We start from the raw sequence: 21,169 nt of genomic DNA, 5'->3' as shown, positions 1-21,169 counted from the left end.
AATTTCCCTGTTATCCGGACGAAGCGCAACTGCCGCACCCTTTACTCCACTCAATTCGAATGGAACCATTTCAAGCACAGTCCATGCCAGATGCGACGCAAATGCGTCTAGATTGCGGACTGATCCCCATCATCCTAAAGTGATCCACCATGTTCGAAGCGCACTTCCAAACATTCGAGGAGCCCGAGGCCGGCGTCGCATTGGCGGCGCGCCTCGCTGCGCTCCGCGAAGAACTCGCCCGCCGCAAGCTGACAGGGTTCGTGATCCCACGCGCCGACCAGCAGCAGAATGAATATGTGCCGCCGTCGGAAGAGCGGCTCGCCTGGCTGACCGGCTTCACTGGATCGGCTGGATTGGCGGTGGTGCTGACCCAGGAGGCCGCGATTTTCGTCGATGGCCGCTATACGCTCCAAGCCGCCAAGCAGGCCGATGCCAGGGCTTGGGCGGTGGAATCGCTGATCGATCCGCCGCCGGAGAGCTGGGTGTCGGCGCACTTGAAGCCCGGCGAGCGCCTCGGATTTGATCCATGGCTGCACACTTCTTCAGCAGCCGAGCGCCTGTCCGCCGCCTGCGCCAAGGCCGGTGCCGAGCTGGTTGCGGTCGACAGCAATCCCGTCGACGCGATCTGGCAGGACCGACCGCAACCTCCCCTCGCGCCGGTGACCGTGCACGGAATGCAACATGCCGGCCTGACTGAAGCCGACAAGCTGACCCAGATCAGAGCCGAGATCGACAAGCTCGGCGTCGACGCGCTGGTGGTGTCGGACAGCCATGCCGTGGCCTGGACCTTCAACATCCGTGGCGCCGACGTTGCGCATACGCCGCTGCCGCTGTCCTACGCGCTGGTGCCGAAGGACACACGGCCGACGATCTTCATCGACCAGCGCAAGCTCTCCAACAGCACGCGCGACCATCTCGAGCAGTCCGCCGACGTCCGTGAGCCCAATGCGATGGCGCCGACGCTGATGGCGCTGGCCAAGAGCGGCGCCGCAATCGCGCTCGACAATGCCACCGCAGCCGACGCGCTCAGCCGGCTGATTGCAAGCGCCGGCGGCAAGCCGGTGCGCGGCAGCGACCCGATCGCGCTGCTCAAGGCGGTGAAGAACGCAACCGAGATCAAGGGCACGAAGACGGCACATGTGCGCGACGCCGTGGCGCTGGCGCGCTTCCTCGCGTGGATCGATCGCGAGGCACCGAGCGGCAAGCTCACCGAGATCGACGCGGTCGAGGCGCTGGAGACATTCCGCCGCGACACCGGTGCGCTGAAGGACGTCTCGTTCCCGACCATCTCGGGCACTGGCCCGAACGGCGCGATCGTGCACTACCGCGTCACCCGCAAGAGCAACCGCCGGATCGCCCCCGGCGACCTGCTGCTGATCGATTCCGGCGCGCAGTATGAAGACGGCACCACCGACGTCACCCGCACGATGGCCGTGGGCGAACCGACGGCGGAGATGCGCGACCGCTTCACCCGCGTCCTGCGCGGCCATATCGCGATTGCGCGCGCGGTCTTTCCCGACGGCACCACGGGCGCGCAGCTCGATACGCTCGCGCGGCAATATCTCTGGGCCGCCGGCGTCGATTTCGAGCATGGCACCGGACACGGCGTCGGCAGCTATCTCTCGGTGCACGAGGGGCCGGCGCGGATCTCGAAGCTCGGCACCACGCCGCTGAAGCGCGGCATGATCCTGTCCAACGAGCCGGGCTACTACAAGACCGACGGTTTCGGCATCCGCATCGAGAACCTCGAACTGGTGGTCGCCGCCGACATCAAGGGTGCCGAGAAGCCGATGAATGCATTCGAGACGCTGACGCTGGCGCCGATCGACCGCCGACTGATAGATGTGGCGATGCTGGCCAAAGACGAGCTCGATTGGCTCAATGCCTACCACGGCCGCGTCCGGGCCGAGGTGCGGCCGGGGCTGGACGAAGCGACGAAGACCTGGCTCGATCAGGCGACGGCGGAGTTGATGGCGTAAGATCGCCGCTCCGGGCGCATGGCCCTAGGCGTTATGCGCAACGCTGCCTGCTCCATTCGAGCCGGCATGCCTGGCAAAGGCGGGGCATCCAGTACGCCGCAGCTTTTCCGCATACGACATCTGCCTCCGGAATACTGGATGCCGCGTTTCGCGGGGAATGACGGCGCAGGCAGGGTGGCGATCGCGCCGTGTTCCTAACCATCCCGGAATCCGTATAGCCGCATTCCGAAACACTGATATCCGCCTTGCGCGAGCAAGCTACAGTCCGACTCGCATTTTGAAGAGACGGATACGCATGCACGGCATGATCAGCAAGCCGCCGGGAGCGGCGACCCTCGCGACGTCGCGCTTGGTGCTGCTGCTCTTGGTGGTCATGACCGGGATCGCGCCGATCTCGCTCTACATGCTAGTTCCGGCACTCCCGGTGCTGGCGAGCAATTTCGGCAGCGACATCTCGATCGCGCAGATGACAGTGTCGCTCTACATGGTCGGCATCGCGCTGTCGCAGCTCATCATGGGGCCGCTGTCGGACAGGTTCGGCCGGCGCCCGGTGCTGCTTGGAGGGCTGGCGCTGATGATCGCGGCGAGCGTCGCCTGCATCTTCGCGCAAAATCTGCCGCAGCTGATCGCCGCGCGCTTCTTCCAGGCACTGGGCGGAGCCGCCGGCATGGTGGTGAGCCGCGCCATCATCCGCGACATCTATGAGCGCGACCGCGTCGCCTCGATGATCAGTCTCGTGGTCGCTGCTCTGATGATCGGACAGATGGTCTCCCCGCTCACCGGCGGCTTGATCGAGACCGCGTTCGGCTGGCGCGCGATCTTCTACGCCATCACGATCGCCGCGATCATCGTCGCCGTCGGCATCGCCGTCGCACTGCCCGAGACGCGCCGCACCCGTGCCGCCGGCAGCGGCTTTCGCCGCGACGTCGGCATCCTGATCCGCAACCGCGCCTTCGTGGGTTACGTGATGTGCCAGGTGCTGGCCTCGCAGATCATCTTCACCTTCGCCGGCGGCGGCCCCTATATCGTGGTGACGCAGATGGGCCGCAGCAGCGCGGAATACGGCGCATGGTTTGCGACCACGGGTTTCGCGTATCTCGTCGGCAATCTGCTTTGCGTGCGCTTTGCGCCGCGGCACTCGCTGGAGAAGCTGATCTGGTTCGGGCTTGCCCTCCAGCTCTGCGGCAGCCTGCTGAACCTATTATGGAGCTTCGCCGGCTGGAACGAGGCGCCCGGCTGGCTGTTCGGCACCCAGATGATCGTGATGGTCGGCAATGCCTTCGTGATGGCGAATTCGGCCGCCGGCGCCATCAGCATCCGTCCCGAAGCCGCCGGCACCGCCTCGGGCGCGATGGGCTTCCTTCAACAGGGTATCGGCGCACTGATGTCGCAATTCGGCGCCTATCTCGGCGGCCACTCCGCCACCACGCTGCCGCTGACCTCCGCGGTCCTCGCGATCTCGCTGCTCTGCGCCTGCATGATGATATTCGTCGTGCCCCGCCGGGAGATGGTGGTGAGCGAGACCCTGATCGGGCAAGCGGAAGAGGAAGAGAGCGGGATGATGTGAGGGACGGCTTGCCGCCTCGCCGTCATCGCGAGCCGACGGTTCCGCGCGAAGCGCGGCCCGATGACGGGCTCCGCGAAGCAATCCAGACCGTCGCCGCGGAAAGACTCTGGATTGCTTCGCTGCGCTCGCAATGACGAAGAAAACCTCATTCGCCGATCAGCTTCAGCCACTCGTCCTCGGTCAGCACCTTGACGCCGTGCTTGTTGGCTTCTGCGAGCTTCGAGCCTGCGCCGGGACCGGCGACCACGAGATCGGTCTTCTTCGACACCGATCCCGACACCTTTGCACCCAGCCGCTCCGCGGTTGCCTTGGCCTCGTCACGCGTCATCTTTTCCAGCGAGCCGGTGAACACCACGGTCTTGCCGGCGACGGCCGAATTGCTCTTCGGCTTCTCGGCGTCGACGATCTCGACTTCCTTGGTCAGCCGCTCGACGATGCCGCGATTGTGGCTCTCGCCGAAATAGTCGGCGATGCTCTTGATCACGGTGTCGCCGATCTGGTCGAGCGCGTCCATGTCCGCCATCGCCTCCTCGTCGCCCTTGGCGACCTTGAGGCAGGCGTCGTGAAAGGCGTCCCAGGAGCCGTAGCCGCGTGCGAGGGCCAGCGCCGTGGTCTCACCGACATGGCGCATGCCGAGCGCATAGACGAAGCGCTCCAGCGCGATTTTCCGGCGGCTCTCGATGGCGCCGAACAGATTTCGCACCGACGTCGCGCCGTAACCCTCGATCTCTTCAAGCTTGAGCTTTGAGTTGCGCTTCTCCAGCGTGAATATGTCGGCAGGCTCCTTCACCCATCCCTGGTCGAAGAAATACTGGAGCTGCTTCTCGCCGAGACCGTCAATGTCGAAGGCGCGGCGGGAGACGAACAGCTTGAGATGCTCGATCTTCTGATAGGGGCAGGCGAACTCGCCGGTGCAGCGGGCGCGCGAGCCCTCCTCGCCGGTCGCCGTCTCCTCACGCACGACGTCGGTATGCAGCGGACACGGGCACTTCTTCGGGAAGTGAAATTCCTTGGCGGTCTTCGGCCGCTTGTCGAGGACGACGTCGACCACCTGCGGGATGACGTCGCCGGCGCGTTGAATCACGACCGTATCGCCGATGCGGATGTCGCGGCCCTCGCGCAGCACCTCGCCCTTGTTGCCGATGCCCTTGATGTAATCCTCATTGTGCAGCGAGACGTTCTGCACGATCACGCCCCCGACACCTACCGGTTCGAGCTTGCCGACCGGCGTAAACGAGCCGGTGCGGCCGACCTGGATCTCGATGTCGCGCAGCACGGTCATGGCACGTTCGGCCGGGAATTTGTGCGCGATGCCCCAGCGCGGCGTGCGCGAGACGAAGCCGAGCCGTTCCTGCCAATCGATACGGTCGACCTTATAGACGACGCCGTCGATGTCGTAGTCGAGTTTTGCGCGCTGCTCCTCGATTGCGTGATGGAACGCCAGCAGCTCCTCGACGGAGTGACACAGCTTGGTCAGCGGATTGGTCTTGAAGCCGCAACGCTCGAACCAGGCGATCATGCCGCTCTGCGTGCCCTCGGGCATCGCGCTCATCTGCCCCCATGCATAGGCGAAGAAACCAAGCGGACGCGAGGCGGTGATGGTGGGGTCCTTCTGCCGCAAGGAGCCTGCGGCCGAGTTGCGCGGATTGGCGAAGACGGTGCCGCCCTCCGCCTTCTGCCGCTCGTTGAGCGCCAGGAACGCCATTTTAGTCATATAGACCTCGCCGCGCACCTCACAGATGTCGGGGACGTTGCGGCCCTTCAGCTTCTGCGGCACGTCTTCGAGCGTGCGGATGTTGGCGGTGACGTCCTCGCCCACCGCACCGTCGCCGCGGGTTGCGGCGGTGACGAGCTCGCCGCCCTCATAACGTAGTGACATCGAGAGACCGTCAATCTTCGGCTCGGCGGAGAAATTGACCTGATCGTCGTCGAGCTTCAGGAAGCGCACGATGCGGCCGACGAAGTCGCGCACGTCCTCTTCGGCAAAGGCGTTGTCGAGCGACAACATCGGGACGGCATGCCGCACCTTCCTGAAGCGGCCCGACGGCGCCGCGCCGATCTTCTGTGACGGCGATTCCGCGCTGACGAACTCCGGAAAGCGCTTTTCGATGGCATTGAGGCGCTGGCGCAGCGCGTCATATTCGGCGTCGCTGACGGTGGGCGCGTCCTCTTGATAGTAGCGCCTGTCGTGCTCGCCGAGCTCAAGCGCGAGCCGCATGTGCTCGACCTTGGCCTGCGCCTTGGTGAGCTCGGCGACGTCACGAAGCGGTGTTGCTTTGGATTTTGCTCTGACCATTATACTTAAGGTTGCGTCTCGTCGTTCCGGGATGGTCCGGAGGACCAGACCCGGAACCTCGAGATTCCGGGTTCGCACGTCGTGCGCCCCGGAATGACAGTGGGAGGGGCTCGTGGCTTATTACGTCTATATTCTAGCAAGCCGACGGGATGGGGCAATCTACGTCGGCATCACCAATGACCTTGTGCGTCGCGTCTATGAGCATCGAATCAAGGCCGTGCCGGGCTTCACGACCAAGTACAACATCACACGGCTGGTCTGGTTTGAGACTTATGATGATCCAATAGCTGCAATCTCACGCGAGAAAGAACTCAAAAAGTGGAAGCGGGCTTGGAAAACCGATCTCATCGAGAAGGACAATCCAAACTGGGATGATCTGTACGAGTCGATCTGCAACTGAGAGAGTCGTTCCGGGGCGGCTCGAAGAGCCGAACCCGGAATCTCGAGATTCCGGGTTCGATGCTTTGCATCGCCCCGGAATGACGACGGATAACTAAGCCGTCGCCGCCTTGAGCAGCCGTTCCGCGGCCGCCCTCGCTTCGGCCGTGATTTCCGCACCCGCCAGCATCCGCGCGATCTCCTCGCGGCGGTGATCGGCGGCCAGCGCGTTGACGCGGGTGGCGACGCGCTTGCCCTTGTCGAGGGCGTCCTTGGATATCAAGAGGTGCTGGTCGGCGCGGGCGGCGACCTGTGGGGCGTGGGTCACGGCCATCACCTGGACCTTGCCGGCAAGCCGCGCCAGACGGCCGCCGATGGCGTCGGCGACCGCACCGCCAACGCCGGTGTCGATTTCGTCGAACACCAGGGTCGGCGCCGAGCCGCGATCTGACAGCACGACCTTGAGCGCCAGCAGGAAGCGCGAGAGCTCGCCGCCGGAGGCGACCTTCATCAGCGGACCCGGCTTGGTACCCGGATTGGTCTGCACCCAGAACTCGACGCGGTCGAAACCCTGCGGTCCCGGCGCGGCCTCGTCGGTCTCGACCTGAGTCATGAATTTTGCGCGTTCGAGCTTGAGCGGCGCGAGCTCGGCATTGACCGCCTTGTTGAGCTTCTCCGCCGATTTCTGCCGCGCCAGCGACAATTTCTTGGCGGCGGCCGCATAGCGCGCATCTGCCTCGATCGCGGCCTGCTCCAGCTTCTTCAGCTGCGAGGCACCGGCATCGATCAGCGCGACGTCGGCGGCATATTTTGCGGCAAGCGCGGCGAGCCCATCGACCGGCGTCGAATATTTGCGCGACGCCGCACGCAAGGCAAAGAGCCGCTCCTCGATGCGCTCGAGCTCGGCGGGATCGAAATCGGTTGCAGCCAAGGCCGCCTGAAGGTGCTGGTCGGCTTCCTCCAGCGCGTTGATCGCAGCGTCGATCGCTTTCACCGCGGGCTCGACCAGCGCCGGCGAGTTGACACCGCGGCGCTCCAGCCGTCGCACCGCGGCGGACAGCGCCGCGACCGGCGAATGATTGCCGCCGACCGCCTCCTGCGCCTCGCGCAAATCGGAGGCGATCTTCTCGCCCTGCATCATGGTGGTGCGGCGCGAAGCCAGCGAGGTCTCTTCGCCGTCCTTGGGCGCGAGTTGCTTCAGCTCCGCGGAGGCATGGCGCAGATAATCTGCCTCGCGGGCGGCGCGCTCCATACTGGCGCGGTGCTCCTCAAGCTCGGTGTTGGCGGTGCGGCGCGCGTCCCATAGCATCTCGACCGCGGCGACGTCCTTTTCGAGGCCGGCGAAAGCGTCGAGCAGCCGACGATGGGTGGCGGCATCGACCAGCGCACGCTCATCGTGCTGGCCATGGATCTCGACCAGGGCGGCGCCCACCGCCTTCAGTGTCTGCACGCTGATCGACTGGTCGTTGATGAAGGCGCGGGTGCGGCCATCGGCGAGCTGCACGCGGCGGAGAATCATCTCACCGGTATCGTCCAAGCCGTTCTCGGCCAGGATCTTCGTCGCGGGGTGATTTTTGGGGACATCGAACACGGCGGTGACCTGCCCCTGCTCCGCACCGTGGCGCACGAGGCCGGCGTCGCCGCGGCCGCCGAGCGCCAGCGCAAAGGCATCGAGCAGGATGGATTTGCCCGCACCGGTCTCGCCGGTCAAAACCGCAAGGCCGGTGGCGAATTCGATATCGAGCCGTTCGATCAGGACGATGTCACGGATCGACAGACGCGCCAGCATGGAACCAAATTTCCTAGCCGAGACCCATCTTCTTGAAGGTCCGGCTGATCCAAGACCCCTGATTCTCGCTCGGTTCGAGACCGCCGGATTTTACAAGATTATAGGCGTCCTTGTACCAGCGGCTATCAGGAAAATTGTGCCCGAGCACGGCCGCCGCGGTCTGCGCCTCGCCGACGATGCCGATCGCCATATAGGCCTCGGTGAGCCGGAACAACGCCTCCTCGACGTGGCGGGTGGTCTGGTACTGCGTGACGACGGTTTTGTAGCGGTTGATCGCAGCCGTGTAGTCGCGCTTCTGCGCGTAATAGCGGCCGACATTCATTTCCTTGCCGGCGAGCTGGTCGCGCGCGCCCTCGATCTTGGCCTTGGCCGAGGTGGCGTATTCCGAGTTCGGATATTTGCGCACCACCTCTTCCAGCGCGGCAATGGCCTTCTCGGTGCGGGCTTGGTCGCGGCTGATGTCCGGGATCTGGTCGTAATGCGAGGCGGCGATCAGGTATTGTGCATAGGCCGCGTCCGGGCTGCCGGGATGCAGCGTGACATAGCGGGTGGCGGCGCCGATGCAGCCGTCATAGTCGCCGCCCTGGTAGGACGCGTAGGCCGACATCAGCAGCGATTTGCGGGCCCATTCGGAATAAGGATGCTGGCGGTCGACCTCTTCGAACTTCTTGGTCGCCGCCTTCATGTCCTTCTTCTCGTTCATGAGGTACAGGCCCTCATTGTAGATCTTGTCGGCGGGCTCCTCGACGAAGGTGTCGTCCTTGGCGGTGAACTTGTCCCAGAGTGCGCCGGTGCCGCAGCCGGCCAGCGGCAGCGCGAGCAGGATGAAGGTGACGGCGTGAAGCAGGCCGCGGGCTCGAGACGAGACCGGGAGATATCCGCGCGTCATACGCTGTGCCGACATGAGTTTTGCCTTGACGCCCTGTGATGCGGTGCCCGCCAGCCCATGATCCCCGTCATGGGCGCGAAATGTGACCGTGGTGCCTGCCATACGACCACGCCGATCTATCCGAAAAACGATCGTTACCAACCGGATAGGCAGGCATTTCGCCCGGATTAAGGCGAACGTGCCGCAATGCTAGTCGATCATGGTTACCAGGAATTTCCCGGGGTCGGTCGCAAGCCGTGGCTGCGACAACAGGTCTGTCAGGACACGTCCGGCCCGTAGGCTGCGGCGATCCGGCCGCCGACGATACCGCGACCAACTTCGCCCTGCGGACGCGTGGTGCGGCGGGCCGTTTCGCCTTCGACCACCCGCCAGGCGGTACGGTCGGCCAGCAGCGCGGTCAGGACGGCATGGTTGAGCTTGTGGCCGCCACGCACCGAGCGGTAGGCGCCAAGCAGCGGCAGCCCGGCCAGCGCGAGGTCGCCGATCACATCCAGCACCTTGTGGCGGGCACATTCGTCGGCATAGCGCAGGCCCTCGGTATTGAGCAGCCGCTCGTCGTCGAACACGACGGTATTGTCGAAGGAGGCGCCGAGGGCATAACCCGCGCTCCAGAGCCGCGCGACATCGCCCATCAGCCCGAAAGTCCGGGCCCGGCCGACTTCGCGGCGGAAACGTTCGGGGCTGAGGTCGAAGGCGTAGCTCTGCTGGCCGATGACGGGGTTGGTGAAGTCGATCTCGACCTCGGTGCGGAACCCATTGGCGTAGGGCCTGATCTCGCCGAAGGAGTCACCAATCTTCACCGAGATCGGCTTCAAAACCTGAATGAAGCGGCGCTGGGCCGATTGGGTGACGATGCTGGCCTGGTCGATCGCGGCAATGAAGGCGGCGGCACTGCCGTCCATGATCGGCACTTCGGGCCCGTCGATCTCGATCGTGGCATTGTCGACACCCATCCCGCGCAGTGCAGCAAGCACATGCTCGGCGGTGGAGACCAGCGGGCCGTCGCGATCGCCGAGGACGGTGGCGAAGTCGGTCGCGATCACCTGCTCGGCGGTCGCTTGAACTTCGCGGTCACTTCCCTCGAGCCCGGTGCGGACAAAAACAAAGCCCGCGTCGACAGGCGCAGGCCCAAGCGTGAGAGTGACGGGAAGACCGGAATGAACGCCCACGCCTGCCACCGAGGCTTGCGCACGAAGCGTTGTTTGCCGGCTAAATTTCATCAGGAACCCGCCCCACTACGACCACCGCGACTTATACGAGACCCGCCCGGCCGGCCAGTGCCGACGTCCCGCGAATCCGTATCCCCAAGTCACGGGCAAACCATAGTCACTGCCCCAAACAGCGCCAACTCACGCTTTTTTACCGATTGTTACCCCAAACCCGCCGTATTCGCGCCAAGGCTTAACCAAATTGCACCGAGGTCTGGGGGCCGTCATAGGCAGTTTCCCTGAACCACCAACTGCGTAATTAATGATTTAAAATCAGCTTCTTAGTCGCGCAATCCGGGCATGGACGGGACAAAAGAAAAGGTCCCGGCAAGCGGGTTGCCGGGACCTTTTTTCGTCTGGCTCGGTGTAACAATCCTCAGGTCGCCTGCCGCCGCAGGAAGGCCGGGATATCAAGATGGTCGTCTCCCTGTGGCGCCGGCGCAACAGGCGCGGGACGACCATGCATGTCCAAGCCCTGCGGCGCCGGACGGCGGGCATACTCGGATACCGGCTCGCTCGCCGCGATCTGCTGCGCGACGGTCTTCTGCGGCCGGCGCTCGGGCAGCGGTGGCATCGCAGGACCAGCGGTGCGGGCGGCGATCGGCGCTTCGCTCTCCTCATCGCGACGGCCGAGGCCGACATTGGCGAGACGCTGGAGCAGCGACAGACGGCTCTTCTGGGGGGTCTCTTCCTCGACCTCGCCGCGGGCTTGGCGAATCTCGGCCTGGGCGGGCATCGGCAGTTCCTCAAGGCGCGGCATCCGCGGCGCGCGAACCGGCGGGCGCTCGGCCTGTGGCGGGATGAAGTTTTCGGGCGTCATCGGCTCCTGCATCGCGATCGGGGCCTGCTCCGGCTCCGGGAACAGGGTCGGCTTCTGCGCGATCGGGCGCACGGTGACATCGCCGTAGGTCTGCACCGGCGCGGGCGCCTGCGGGACGTCCGCGACGGCGGCGGCGATGGCGGCGAGCGCAGCGCGCTCGACGTTCTGACGGGGCGCGGCACCGGCCGGAGCCGGCGCGGCCGCCGGGGCCTGCGCGTCGAGCTTCTGGGCGCGTTCAGCAAGACGCTGATTGTCGGCACGGAGCCGCGCGGTCAAATCGGCAAGACGGCTCTCGGCAGCGACGGCCGGAGCAGCGGCGGCCTGCTGTGCCTGCGGAGCCGGGTTCGCGACAGGAGCGGAGGTCGCCTGGCTGTTGCGGGCGATCGCGGCCTGCTCGATGCCGGTGGCAACGACCGAGACGCGGATCAGACCATCGAGCGCTTCGTCGAAGGTCGCGCCGACGATGATGTTGGCGTCCTGGTCGACCTCCTCGCGGATGCGGGTCGCGGCCTCGTCGACCTCGAACAGAGTGAGGTCCTTGCCGCCGGTGATGGAGATGAGGAGGCCCTTGGCGCCCTTCATCGAGCTATCGTCGATCAGCGGATTGGCGATCGCAGCTTCTGCGGCGGTCAGCGCGCGCTTGTCGCCGGAGGCCTCGCCGGTGCCCATCATCGCCTTGCCCATCTCGCGCATGACGGCGCGGACGTCGGCGAAGTCGAGATTGATCAGGCCTTCCTTGACCATCAGGTCGGTGATGCAGGCAACGCCGGAATAGAGCACCTGATCGGCCATCGCGAAGGCGTCGGCGAAGGTGGTCTTCTCGTTGGCAACCCGAAACAGGTTCTGGTTCGGGATGATCAGGAGCGTGTCCACGACCTTGTGCAGCTCGTTAATGCCCGCCTCGGCGGTGCGCATGCGGCGGCCGCCCTCGAAGTGGAACGGCTTGGTCACGACGCCGACGGTGAGAATGCCCATGTCGCGCGCGGTCTTGGCGATCACGGGTGCAGCGCCGGTGCCGGTGCCGCCGCCCATGCCAGCAGTGACGAACACCATGTTGGCGCCCGAGAGATGGTCGCGCAGTTCGTCGATCACCTCTTCCGCCGCCGCGGCGCCGACGTTCGGCTGCGAGCCGGCGCCGAGGCCTTGGGTGACCGCCGTGCCCATTTGCACGATGCGCTGCGCTTTCGACATCGTCAGCGCCTGCGCGTCGGTGTTGGCGACCACGAAGTCGACGCCCTGAAGGCCCGCCGTGATCATGTTGTTGACGGCATTGCCGCCGGCGCCGCCGACGCCGAACACGGTGATCCGGGGCTTCAGTTCGTGAATATCAGGAACATTGATGCTGATGGTCATGGTTGCTGCCTCTCGATCACGCGCGCGTGGGTTCGCCCCGGCCGGCGGCCGCGGGAGTTGGTGAAAATCGACAATTGCGGAAAGCAGTCATCAGAAGCCCTCGCGTAGCCATCGTCCGACCTTTCCGAAGTATCCGCCGGTCCCTGTCTTGACCTGCTGCCGCGTATGCCGCGGTTCGACATGTTCGAGGTGAACATATTGCGGGTAGACGAGAAGTCCGGCCGGCACCGCGAACGCGGCGTTCTTCGCCTCGTTGGGCAGCCGACCGAAGCCGAGCGGACGTCCGACCCGCACGGGCCGGCCGAGAATTTGGGTGCCGAGCTCGACGAGGCCGGTCAGCTGCGAGGCGCCGCCCGAGAGCACGACGCGGCCGTTGGGCTCTGAGGCGAAAGGCGAATCCTTCAGCTTGTCCCGAACCATTTCGAAGACTTCCTCGGCACGGTGCTTGACGATGTTGGCGATCGTGGCGCGGGAGACGATCTGCGGCAGATCCTGCTCGTCACCGGCTGTCGGCACAGACATCAGCTCACGCGAGTCCGATCCGCCGGTGATAACGGTCCCGTATAACGTCTTGATTCGCTCGGCATCGGCAATGGTCGCGGAGAGTCCGCGCGCAAGATCCATCGTGATGTGTTGCCCGCCGACCGCAAAACCGGCCGCATGCACGAAACGGCCGCCGGAATAGACGGCGATCGTGGTGGTGCCTGCGCCCATCTCGACCACGGCAGCGCCGAGATCGGCCTCGTCATCGGTCAGCACCGACAGGCCGGCGACATAGGGGCTTGCCGCCATGGCTTCGACATTGATGTGGCAGCGCTCCACTGCCAGCATCAGGTTCCGCGCCACGGTGGCGTCGCAGGTGACGACATTCATGTCGACGCCGAACTGGTGCGCGACCATGCCACGGGGATCGCGGATGCCCTTGACGCCGTCGAGGGTGTAGCCGACCGGGAGCGCGTGCAGCACGGTGCGGCCTTCGCCCGTGGCATGGCGCATGCCGGTCGAGGTGACGCGGCTGACATCGGCCGGGGTCACAGCGCCGCCTCGGATGTCGGCGGCAGCCTCGACCAGCTGGCCGGAGAGCCGGCCGCCGGAGACCGACAGCAGCACGGACTCGACCCGCACCTTGGCCATCGTCTCCGCGAGCCCGACGGCCTGTCGCACCGCCTGCTCGCATTCGGTCAGGTCGATCACCGCGCCGGCCTTCATGCCGCGCGACTGGATCTGGCTGTAGCCGATCAATTCCACGGCATGGGTGCGGCCGCGCAACGCCTCGCTCGGCGGCGACGGCTTCAGCCGCGCGATCATGCAGGCGATCTTGCTGGTGCCGATATCGAGGCAGGCGACGATGCCGCCGCGTTTGTGCGGCATCGGGCGTGTCTTCGGCGTCTGGGTGCGATCGAGACCGGTCATGCGGAATCCCCGGCCTTCTTTTTCTTCTTGTCCTTGAACTGCTCCTCGCGCGCCTTGGCGGCGTCGTCGGACAGCTGCACCACCAGACGATCAGGCAGGCGCATGTCGACAGCGACGATGTCGCGGGAGAACAGCCTGTCCTCCTTGTCGAGCTTGGACAGCATCGCGAGCGCGTTGCCGACGTCCTGCTCGGGCAGGCGGATGTCGAGACCGTCCTTGAGCCTCAGATTCCAGCGCCGCTCGCCGACATAGATCGCGGCTTTCGTCACCGAATTGACCTGCGGATAACGCGCCAGCAGGGCGAGGAAATCGCGAGCCTGCGCCTCGGCGCCCTTGCCGACCACGAGCGGCAGCGACAGGAAGCGGCGCGAGACATAGGGTTCGAGCACGGCGCCGTCATCGGCGATTACGGAGAGCCGGCCGGCCTCCTGCCACAGCGCGAACGGCTTACGTTCGGTGAGCTCGATCATGAGCTGGCCCGGATAGAGCTTCAGTACGGTCGCGTCCGCAATCCAGGGATTGGCCTTGAGCTTGTCGCGCACCGCCTCGGCGTCGAGGAACAGCAGCGAGGAGCGACCACTGACGCCGCCAATCGCGAGGATCTCGTCCTGGGTCAGCTGCTTGCGGCCGTTGATCACGACGGAGGTGATGCGGAAGCCGGCGGAATTGGCTAGCGCGTTGCGGGCATCGTTCACCGCGGTGATGAAATCCTGGAGATGGCCGCCCTTGACGATGCCGAAGCCGCAGCTTCCGATCAGGAGCAGCACGGTCATGCTGATCCCGACCCGGCGCGGCAGATAGCGCTCGACGAGCGCGACCACACGCGGCGGCGGCTCGCGCTCGACGACGGCCTTCACCCTGGCCTTGGTCTTGATCTTGTCCTTGGCGGCGGCGCGCGCCTCGGCGTGCTTGTCCTGCACCCACTCGCGCAGAAGCACGACCGCTCCGATAGCGGCCGCTTTCAGGTCAGCTTGGGGCCTCAGCGATCTCAGAAGCGACCGGGTGAGGCTTCCTGCACCATCCATTGCACGAGCTCAACAGTTTGCCCGCGACATCGCGCGGATCCTGGCGAACATGACGTCTCGGGCCTGCCGGACCGGGAGGCTGGTCTTCAGAAGAAAACCTCTCCCCTTCAAAGCGTTCGCTGGAGGTGACATCACCCGCAACAGCTCACGCGCCGGCAACCAAAGCGCCATATGCGCCGCCAGCGTTAACCTTCGGACGTCCTGGTAAACAAAAGGTAAAATTCGTTAACGCGGGATGCTTTTTGCCTCGCGATGTGAGGCATTTATGCCGCGATGTCCGGCATTTTGCCGGCTTTCGGCCCCAAATCGGGTCGTTTCGGCGGTTCGGCCGTTAACCAGTCCTAATTATTTCCGGGCCCGCCGCTCGGCGAGCTCGATCAGGCCGCGCAGGAAGTCGACGAACGCGATGCCCTCGGCCTTCAACGCCTTGGGGTAGAGTGAAGAGTTGGTCAACCCGGGGAGCGTGTTGGTTTCGAGATAGACGAGGCCCTTGTCCGAGACGATGAAGTCCGAGCGGGAATAGCCATCACAGGACATCGCCCGATGCGCCAGCATCGCCTGCTCCCTCAGCGCAGCGGTGATCTCGGGTGCAAAACGGCCCGGGCAGATCTCCTGGGTCGACTTCAAAAGATATTTCGCGGCGTAGTCGAAATTGCCCTCGCCCGGAATGATCTCGATCGGCGGCAGCGCGATGATCGAGCCATCGGTGCGCTCCAGCACGCCGCAGGTCGCCTCGACGCCGGCGACGTAGGGCTCGATGACGTACTCTTCGTGCTTCGCCGCGTTGCGGACCGCGACGAGATCCTGCTTGGCGTTGACGAAGATCAGGCCGTAGCTCGATCCGTCGCGCGCCGGCTTTGCGATCAGCCGGCCGTATTCGGCGAAAGCCTCGTCGATGTTGTCGAGCGCAACGTTGGCCGGCGGCGTCACGCCGCCGAGCGCAGCAAACCGCTTGGCCGCGATCTTGTCGAAAGCGAGATGCGAGGAGGCCGAGCCCGATCCGGTGAAGGCCACGCCGCGCGCCTCGCACATCAGCTGCAATTCGCCGTTCTCGGCACGCCCGCCATGCAGGCCGAGCACCAGCACCCGGCCTTCCGCCTTGGCCTGGTCGAGCGCCTGCGCCAGCGGAATGCCGCGCGTACCGGGCTTGAACTCGTCCTCGAACGGACGGGCATGGTCGAGCAACTGCTTCGACTGCACGACATGCACCTTGTCCTCGACGTCCCACCACCACAGATCGGCCTCGGGCAGCGCCTGGTGCAGCGCCTGGGCCGAGGCGACCGAAACCAGACGTTCGCGGTTGGAGCCGCCGAAGAGGATGGTGATGCGCATGGTGTCTCGTCGCCTCTGTCTTTTTGTCATTCCGGGGCGCGCAAAGCGCGAACCCGGAATCTCGAGGTTCCGGGTTCGGCGCCGCGCACCGCCCCGGAACGACAATTATACGGAAACCCCGATCCGCTTGATTTCCCAGTGTAGCTCAATTCCGGAATTCGCCTTCACGCGTTCGCGCACGGTCTCGCCCAGAGTCTCGATATCGTGCGCGGTGGCCTCGCCGGTGTTGATTAGGAAATTGCAGTGCATCTCCGAGACCTGCGCTCCGCCGACGCGCAAGCCCCGGCAGCCGGCCGCGTCGATCAGCTTCCAGGCGGAATGGCCGGGCGGATTCTGGAAGGTCGAGCCGCCGGTCTTCTCGCGGATCGGCTGCGCGGTCTCGCGATGGCTCTGCACCTCCGCCATGCGCGCGCGGATCGCATCGGTATCCCTGATCTCGCCGCCAAATCGCGCGGAGGTGAAGATGATGGACGGATCGACCCCGCTGTTGCGGTAGGCGAATTTCATCTCGGCATTGGAGAAGACATGCTTCGTGCCGTCGCGGCCGACGCCTCGCGCCTCGATCAGCACGTCCTTGGTCTCTCCGCCATTGGCTCCCGCATTCATGCGCAGCGCGCCGCCGATGGTGCCAGGAATGCCGAAATAGAATTCGAGGCCGCCGATATTGGCGGCGGCCGCGACTTCCGCCACGCGCTTGTCGAGTGTCGCCGCACCCGCGGTGACGACATCGCCGCTCGCGCTCGTCTCGCCGAAGGCGCGCGGTGCAAGACGAATCACCACGCCCGCAATACCGCCATCGCGCACAATAAGGTTGGAGCCGACGCCGACGACATAGACCGGAATGTCGGTAGCGAGATGCGCAAGAAAGTAAGCGAGGTCGTCTTCATCCGCCGGCGTGAACAGCACCTGCGCGGGACCGCCGACGCGAAACCAGGTGAGTTCGGCCAGCGACTGATTGGCGAGCAGCCGACCGCGCAGTTGCGGCATCGCGGCTCTGAGTGAGGGCGTGATGTCGGGAAATTCCACCGCCCTACCCCAGCGCCTTCAACTCATCCGGCAAGGAATATGCCCACTGTGTGATGTTGCCGGCGCCAAGGCACACGACGAGATCGCCTGATTTCGCCAATCCCTTGACGATGCCGGCGAGTTCCGACGCCGCCGGCAGCGGAATCGCCTCGCGGTGGCCGTGGGCGCGCAGGCCTTCGACGAAATGGTCGCGATCGATGCCTTCGATCGGCGCCTCGCCGGCGGCATAGACGTCGGCGACGATCACCGCATCCGCATCGTTGAAGCAGGTGCAGAATTCCTCGAACAACGATTGCAGGCGGGTGTAGCGATGCGGCTGCACCACGGCGATTACCTTGCCGGTGTAGGAATCGCGCGCCGCTTTCAGCACGGCGGCAATCTCGACCGGGTGATGGCCGTAATCGTCGATGACGGTGACGCCGTTCCACTCGCCGGTCTTGGTGAAGCGCCGCTTAACGCCGCCAAAGGCTGCGATGGCACTGCGGATCTTGTCATCGGGAACACCGAGCGTGTGCGCGACCGCAATTGCCGCCGCCGCATTCGAGGCGTTGTGCCGGCCCGGCATCGGCAGCGCGAGGTCGGCGATCTCGTGCACAGCCCCGCTCTTGCGGTCGCGGATCACGACCTTGAATTTCGAGCCGCCGCCGCCCGCCGTGAGGCCGACCAGCCGCACGTCGGCTTGCGGATTCTCGCCGTAAGTGATGATGCGACGATCCTCGATCCTGCCGACGAGGCTCTGCACCACGGGATGATCGATGCACATCACGGCAAAGCCATAAAACGGCAGGTTCTCGACGAAATGACGGAACGCATCCTGCACGGCATCGAAGGTCTTGAAGTGATCAAGATGCTCGGGGTCGACATTGGTGACGATGGCGACATCGGTCGGCAGCTTCAGGAACGTGCCGTCGCTCTCGTCGGCTTCCACCACCATCCAGTCGCCGGCGCCAAGACGTGCGTTGGATCCGTAAGCATTGATGATGCCGCCGTTGATCACGGTCGGATCGAGCCCGCCGGCATCGAGCAGCGCTGCGACCATCGTGGTCGTCGTGGTCTTGCCGTGGGTGCCGGCAATCGCGACGCAGCTCTTCAGCCGCATCAGCTCGGCCAGCATCTCGGCGCGACGCACCACGGGAATGCGCCGCTCGCGCGCAGCCATCAGCTCCGGATTGTCGCGCTTGATCGCGGTGGAGACCACAACGACCTCGGCGCCGTCGACGTTCTCGGCCTTGTGGCCGACCGAGACTTTCGCGCCCTTCTTGCGCAGACGGTCGAGATTGTAATTGTCGGCGGCGTCGGAACCCTGCACGGCATAGCCGAGATTGATCAGCACCTCGGCGATGCCGCTCATGCCGATCCCGCCAATCCCGACGAAGTGGATGGGTCCGATCTCGCGCGGCAGTCTCATGCTCTGTTCCCTGACCTCGCCGCCCGCGAAGGCGGCATCTGGCGAAGGTCACGGCCAAATCAGCCGCGCGCCTTTCCTACTGGATGCCCCGCTTTGGAAGGCGATGACAAGGGCTTTTTCGCGTCAGATTCCCGCGACTTTGACCACCAGATCGGCGAGCCGCTCAGCCGCATCGAGCCGGCCCGCGCTGCGGGCCGCTTCGGCCATGGCAGCAAGACGCCCCGGCTCGGCGGCGAAGGCGGAGATTTCGGCGGCAAGGCGATCCGAGCTGAACTCGGTCTGCGGGATGCGGATGGCGCCATCGACCTTCGCCAGCACGCCGGCATTGGCGAACTGGTCCTGGTCGATCGAGCCGGGGAGCGGCACCAGGATCGAGGGCCGCCCGATCGCGGCAAGCTCGGCGACCGTACCCGCGCCGGAACGCGACACCACCAGATGGTTGGAGGCGAGCCGTGCCGGCAGATCCGTGAAGAAGGGTGCGAGCTCGGCCTTGATCTTGAGCTTGTCGTAAACCGCGCGAACGCGATTCATGTCCTCCTCGCGCACCTGCTGGGTGAGGACGAGGCGGCTCCACAGCGCAGGCTCGAGCCGCTCGATCGCGCCCGGCACGATGTCGGCCATGATGCGCGCGCCCTGGCTGCCGCCGACGACGAGCAGGCGCAGCGGGCCGCTCACTTCAGGCGCGACATATTTCACCGCTGCAGCCGCGAGGATCGCGGGCCGCATCGGCGTGCCGACCGTCGTGGTCTTGCCCGATAGCGCCGGATCGCGGTCGAGCACGCCGGGCAAGGACGTCGCGATGGCGCGGACGCGGCTCGACAGGAACCGGTTGGCGCGGCCGAGCACAGCGTTGGCGTCGTGGATGATGCCGGGCACGCCGGCGAATTTTGCCGCAACCAACGGCGGCAACGTCGGATAGCCACCAAAGCCGACGACGGCAACGGGCTTCAATCGCTTGATCAGAGTGTAGGCGGAAAGCGTGCCGGCGGCGAGCGTGAGGCCGGCATAGGCAAGCTGGAACGGATTGCGACCGCGCGCAGTCTCGCTGCTCACCACGTCGATCATGTCCTTGCTGAAGAGGCCGCTATAGCGCAGTGCGCGCTCGTCAGTGACGAGGCGGACGCGAAAGCCGCGCCGGATCAATTCGACGCCGAGCGCCTCGGCCGGGAACAGATGGCCGCCGGTGCCGCCCGCGGCGAGAAGAATCAGGGGGGACGTGTCCATAACTGCCCTTTTACAAGTCCTCCGCTGTCATTGCGAGCGCAGTCGGCCGGACTACCAGTTCCTCATCCTGAGGAGCGCGGAACGCGCGTCTCGAAGGATGAAGGCCCGACCGGTGGCCGCGCCCTTCGAGACGCTGCGCGAAGCGCGGCTCCTCGGGCTGAGGATCACGCGTAGCTGCGCATGGCCTCGGCGTGGCCGCTTGCCTCAACCTCGGTGCGCGGACGCAGCCGCGTCAGCGCCAGCATCATGCCGACGCCATACGCCAGCGACACGATCGAGGAGCCGCCATAGGAGATGAACGGCAGCGTCATGCCCTTGGCAGGGATGAGCTGGAGATTGACGGACATGTTGATCGCCGCCTGCACGCCGAACAGGATGGCAAGGCCAGAGGCCGCAAAGCGCGAGAACATGTCCTCATTGGCATAGGCGCGCGACAGCGTGCGGATGACGACGAAAGCGAACAGCGCCAGCATGGCCAGGCACAGAATGATGCCGAACTCTTCGGCGGCGACCGCGAACACGAAATCGGTATGGCTGTCCGGCAGGCTGCGTTTTGCTATGCCCTCGCCCGGTCCGAGCCCGAACCAGCCACCATTGTAGAAGGCTTCCATGGCAGTATCGACCTGGAAGGTGTCGCCAGAGGCCGGGTTCATGAAGCGCCTGATGCGACCCGCTACATGGGGAACAAAAAGGTAGGCGCTGAACAGGCCGGCCGCGCCCAGGCCTGCAAGCCCGAACACCCAGACCATGCGCATGCCGGCGATGAAGAACAGCGAGCCCCACACCATCAGGATCAGCATGGTCTGGCCGAAATCCGGCTCCATCACCAGCAGCGCGACCAGCATCAAGAGCAGCACCAGCGCCATCGAGGTCGCCGGCATCTCCGGCCGCCTGGTCGATTCCGCGAACAGCCAGGCGGCGATGACGACGAACGACGGCTTTGCGATCTCGGAGGCCTGGATGTTGACGCCGAGCAGCGTGATCCAGCGCCGCGAGCCCTTCACCTCCGGGCCGATAGCGAGCGTGAGCACGATCAGGATGATGCTCGCTGCGAAGATGATCAGGGCCGAGCGGCGGATCGCCCGCGGCGAGAGGAAGGAGACGCCGACCAGCACCAGGCAGGACGGCGCCAGGAACAACACATGACGGCCGAAGAAATGGAAGGGATCGAGGCCGATGCGGGTCGCAACCGGCGGACTCGCCGCCAGCGACAGGATCACCCCGGTCAGCATCAGCGCCAGGATGGCGCCCATCAGCGGCTTGTCGACGGTCCACCACCACTCGGAAAAGGGGGTGCGTTCTTCACGGGAGAGCATGGGCGGCCGCTTTCGGACAGAGATAGTCCATTGGTCGCCGAGGTTGGTTACCGGGGGGTTAATGGAAGTGGATGAAGTTGTGAACAGTCTCGTGCCCCGGACGCAGCGCAGCGCGCCGCCTCTTCGCGGCGTGGTGCGCTGCTGAG

15 protein-coding genes are annotated in these 21,169 nt (G+C 65.3%); 3 read left to right on the top strand and 12 right to left on the bottom strand.

Annotation, left to right across the window (positions count from 1 at the left end; genetic code table 11):
- Positions 1–149 precede the first annotated feature (149 nt).
- Both IVA78_RS15815 and IVA78_RS15810 read left to right on the top strand, forming a co-directional pair.
- Positions 150–1,979, top strand: coding sequence for an aminopeptidase P family protein (locus tag IVA78_RS15815; protein WP_247449880.1), 1,830 nt, complete (start codon positions 150–152; stop codon positions 1,977–1,979).
- 295 nt (positions 1,980–2,274) lie between these two features.
- The gene (locus IVA78_RS15810) at positions 2,275–3,546 is read left to right on the top strand and encodes a multidrug effflux MFS transporter (RefSeq protein WP_247466301.1); all 1,272 of its coding nucleotides are present in this window, start codon (positions 2,275–2,277) and stop codon (positions 3,544–3,546) included.
- Positions 3,547–3,691: 145 nt separating this feature from the next.
- Here the strand turns inward: IVA78_RS15810 and ligA are convergent, their stop codons facing one another.
- Positions 3,692–5,842, bottom strand: coding sequence for an NAD-dependent DNA ligase LigA (ligA, locus tag IVA78_RS15805; protein WP_247466298.1), 2,151 nt, complete (start codon positions 5,840–5,842; stop codon positions 3,692–3,694).
- Positions 5,843–5,954: 112 nt separating this feature from the next.
- Here ligA and IVA78_RS15800 point away from each other — a divergent pair, with 112 nt between their 5' ends.
- Positions 5,955–6,242 carry a GIY-YIG nuclease family protein gene (locus IVA78_RS15800; RefSeq protein ID WP_247466296.1) on the top strand — a complete coding sequence of 96 codons (288 nt, stop codon included), beginning with the start codon at positions 5,955–5,957 and terminating at the stop codon, positions 6,240–6,242.
- Positions 6,243–6,335: 93 nt separating this feature from the next.
- On the opposite strand, the gene recN is transcribed toward IVA78_RS15800, so the two are convergent.
- The 11 genes from recN to ftsW form a co-directional block, all read right to left on the bottom strand.
- Complete coding sequence (gene recN, locus IVA78_RS15795; protein WP_247466293.1) at positions 6,336–8,009, bottom strand: DNA repair protein RecN; 1,674 nt, start codon at positions 8,007–8,009, stop codon at positions 6,336–6,338.
- 13 nt (positions 8,010–8,022) lie between these two features.
- Positions 8,023–8,913 carry an outer membrane protein assembly factor BamD gene (locus IVA78_RS15790; RefSeq protein ID WP_247278474.1) on the bottom strand — a complete coding sequence of 297 codons (891 nt, stop codon included), beginning with the start codon at positions 8,911–8,913 and terminating at the stop codon, positions 8,023–8,025.
- Positions 8,914–9,155: 242 nt separating this feature from the next.
- A complete protein-coding gene (gene lpxC / locus IVA78_RS15785) occupies positions 9,156–10,118 on the bottom strand; it encodes a UDP-3-O-acyl-N-acetylglucosamine deacetylase (RefSeq protein ID WP_247420297.1) in 963 nt (320 codons plus the stop codon).
- A gap of 364 nt (positions 10,119–10,482) precedes the next feature.
- The gene (ftsZ, locus tag IVA78_RS15780; protein WP_247466290.1) at positions 10,483–12,279 is read right to left on the bottom strand and encodes a cell division protein FtsZ; all 1,797 of its coding nucleotides are present in this window, start codon (positions 12,277–12,279) and stop codon (positions 10,483–10,485) included.
- A gap of 90 nt (positions 12,280–12,369) precedes the next feature.
- Entirely contained in the window at positions 12,370–13,692 is a 1,323-nt protein-coding gene (ftsA, locus tag IVA78_RS15775; RefSeq protein WP_247278471.1) for a cell division protein FtsA, read from the bottom strand.
- Positions 13,689–14,717 (bottom strand): cell division protein FtsQ/DivIB, encoded by a 1,029-nt coding sequence (locus IVA78_RS15770; RefSeq protein WP_247278470.1) that lies wholly within the window; start codon positions 14,715–14,717, stop codon positions 13,689–13,691. Before IVA78_RS15770 ends, ftsA begins: the two co-directional genes overlap by 4 nt.
- 345 nt (positions 14,718–15,062) lie before the next feature.
- Positions 15,063–16,049 carry a D-alanine--D-alanine ligase gene (locus IVA78_RS15765; RefSeq protein WP_247466287.1) on the bottom strand — a complete coding sequence of 329 codons (987 nt, stop codon included), beginning with the start codon at positions 16,047–16,049 and terminating at the stop codon, positions 15,063–15,065.
- Between the two features lie 105 nt (positions 16,050–16,154).
- Entirely contained in the window at positions 16,155–17,075 is a 921-nt protein-coding gene (murB, locus tag IVA78_RS15760) for a UDP-N-acetylmuramate dehydrogenase (RefSeq protein WP_247278468.1), read from the bottom strand.
- A 4-nt stretch (positions 17,076–17,079) separates the two neighbouring features.
- On the bottom strand, positions 17,080–18,483 hold the full coding sequence (gene murC, locus IVA78_RS15755; RefSeq protein ID WP_247278467.1) for a UDP-N-acetylmuramate--L-alanine ligase: 1,404 nt from the start codon (positions 18,481–18,483) through the stop codon (positions 17,080–17,082).
- Between the two features lie 123 nt (positions 18,484–18,606).
- Positions 18,607–19,707, bottom strand: coding sequence for an undecaprenyldiphospho-muramoylpentapeptide beta-N-acetylglucosaminyltransferase (murG, locus tag IVA78_RS15750; RefSeq protein ID WP_247278466.1), 1,101 nt, complete (start codon positions 19,705–19,707; stop codon positions 18,607–18,609).
- Positions 19,708–19,871: 164 nt separating this feature from the next.
- Positions 19,872–21,023 (bottom strand): putative lipid II flippase FtsW, encoded by a 1,152-nt coding sequence (gene ftsW / locus IVA78_RS15745; protein WP_247278465.1) that lies wholly within the window; start codon positions 21,021–21,023, stop codon positions 19,872–19,874.
- Between the last annotated feature and the right edge of the window lie 146 nt (positions 21,024–21,169).

Source organism: Bradyrhizobium sp. 137 (assembly GCF_023074095.1).
Classification (GTDB): Bacteria; Pseudomonadota; Alphaproteobacteria; order Rhizobiales; family Xanthobacteraceae; genus Bradyrhizobium.
This window is presented reverse-complemented; position numbering and strand designations above follow the sequence as displayed.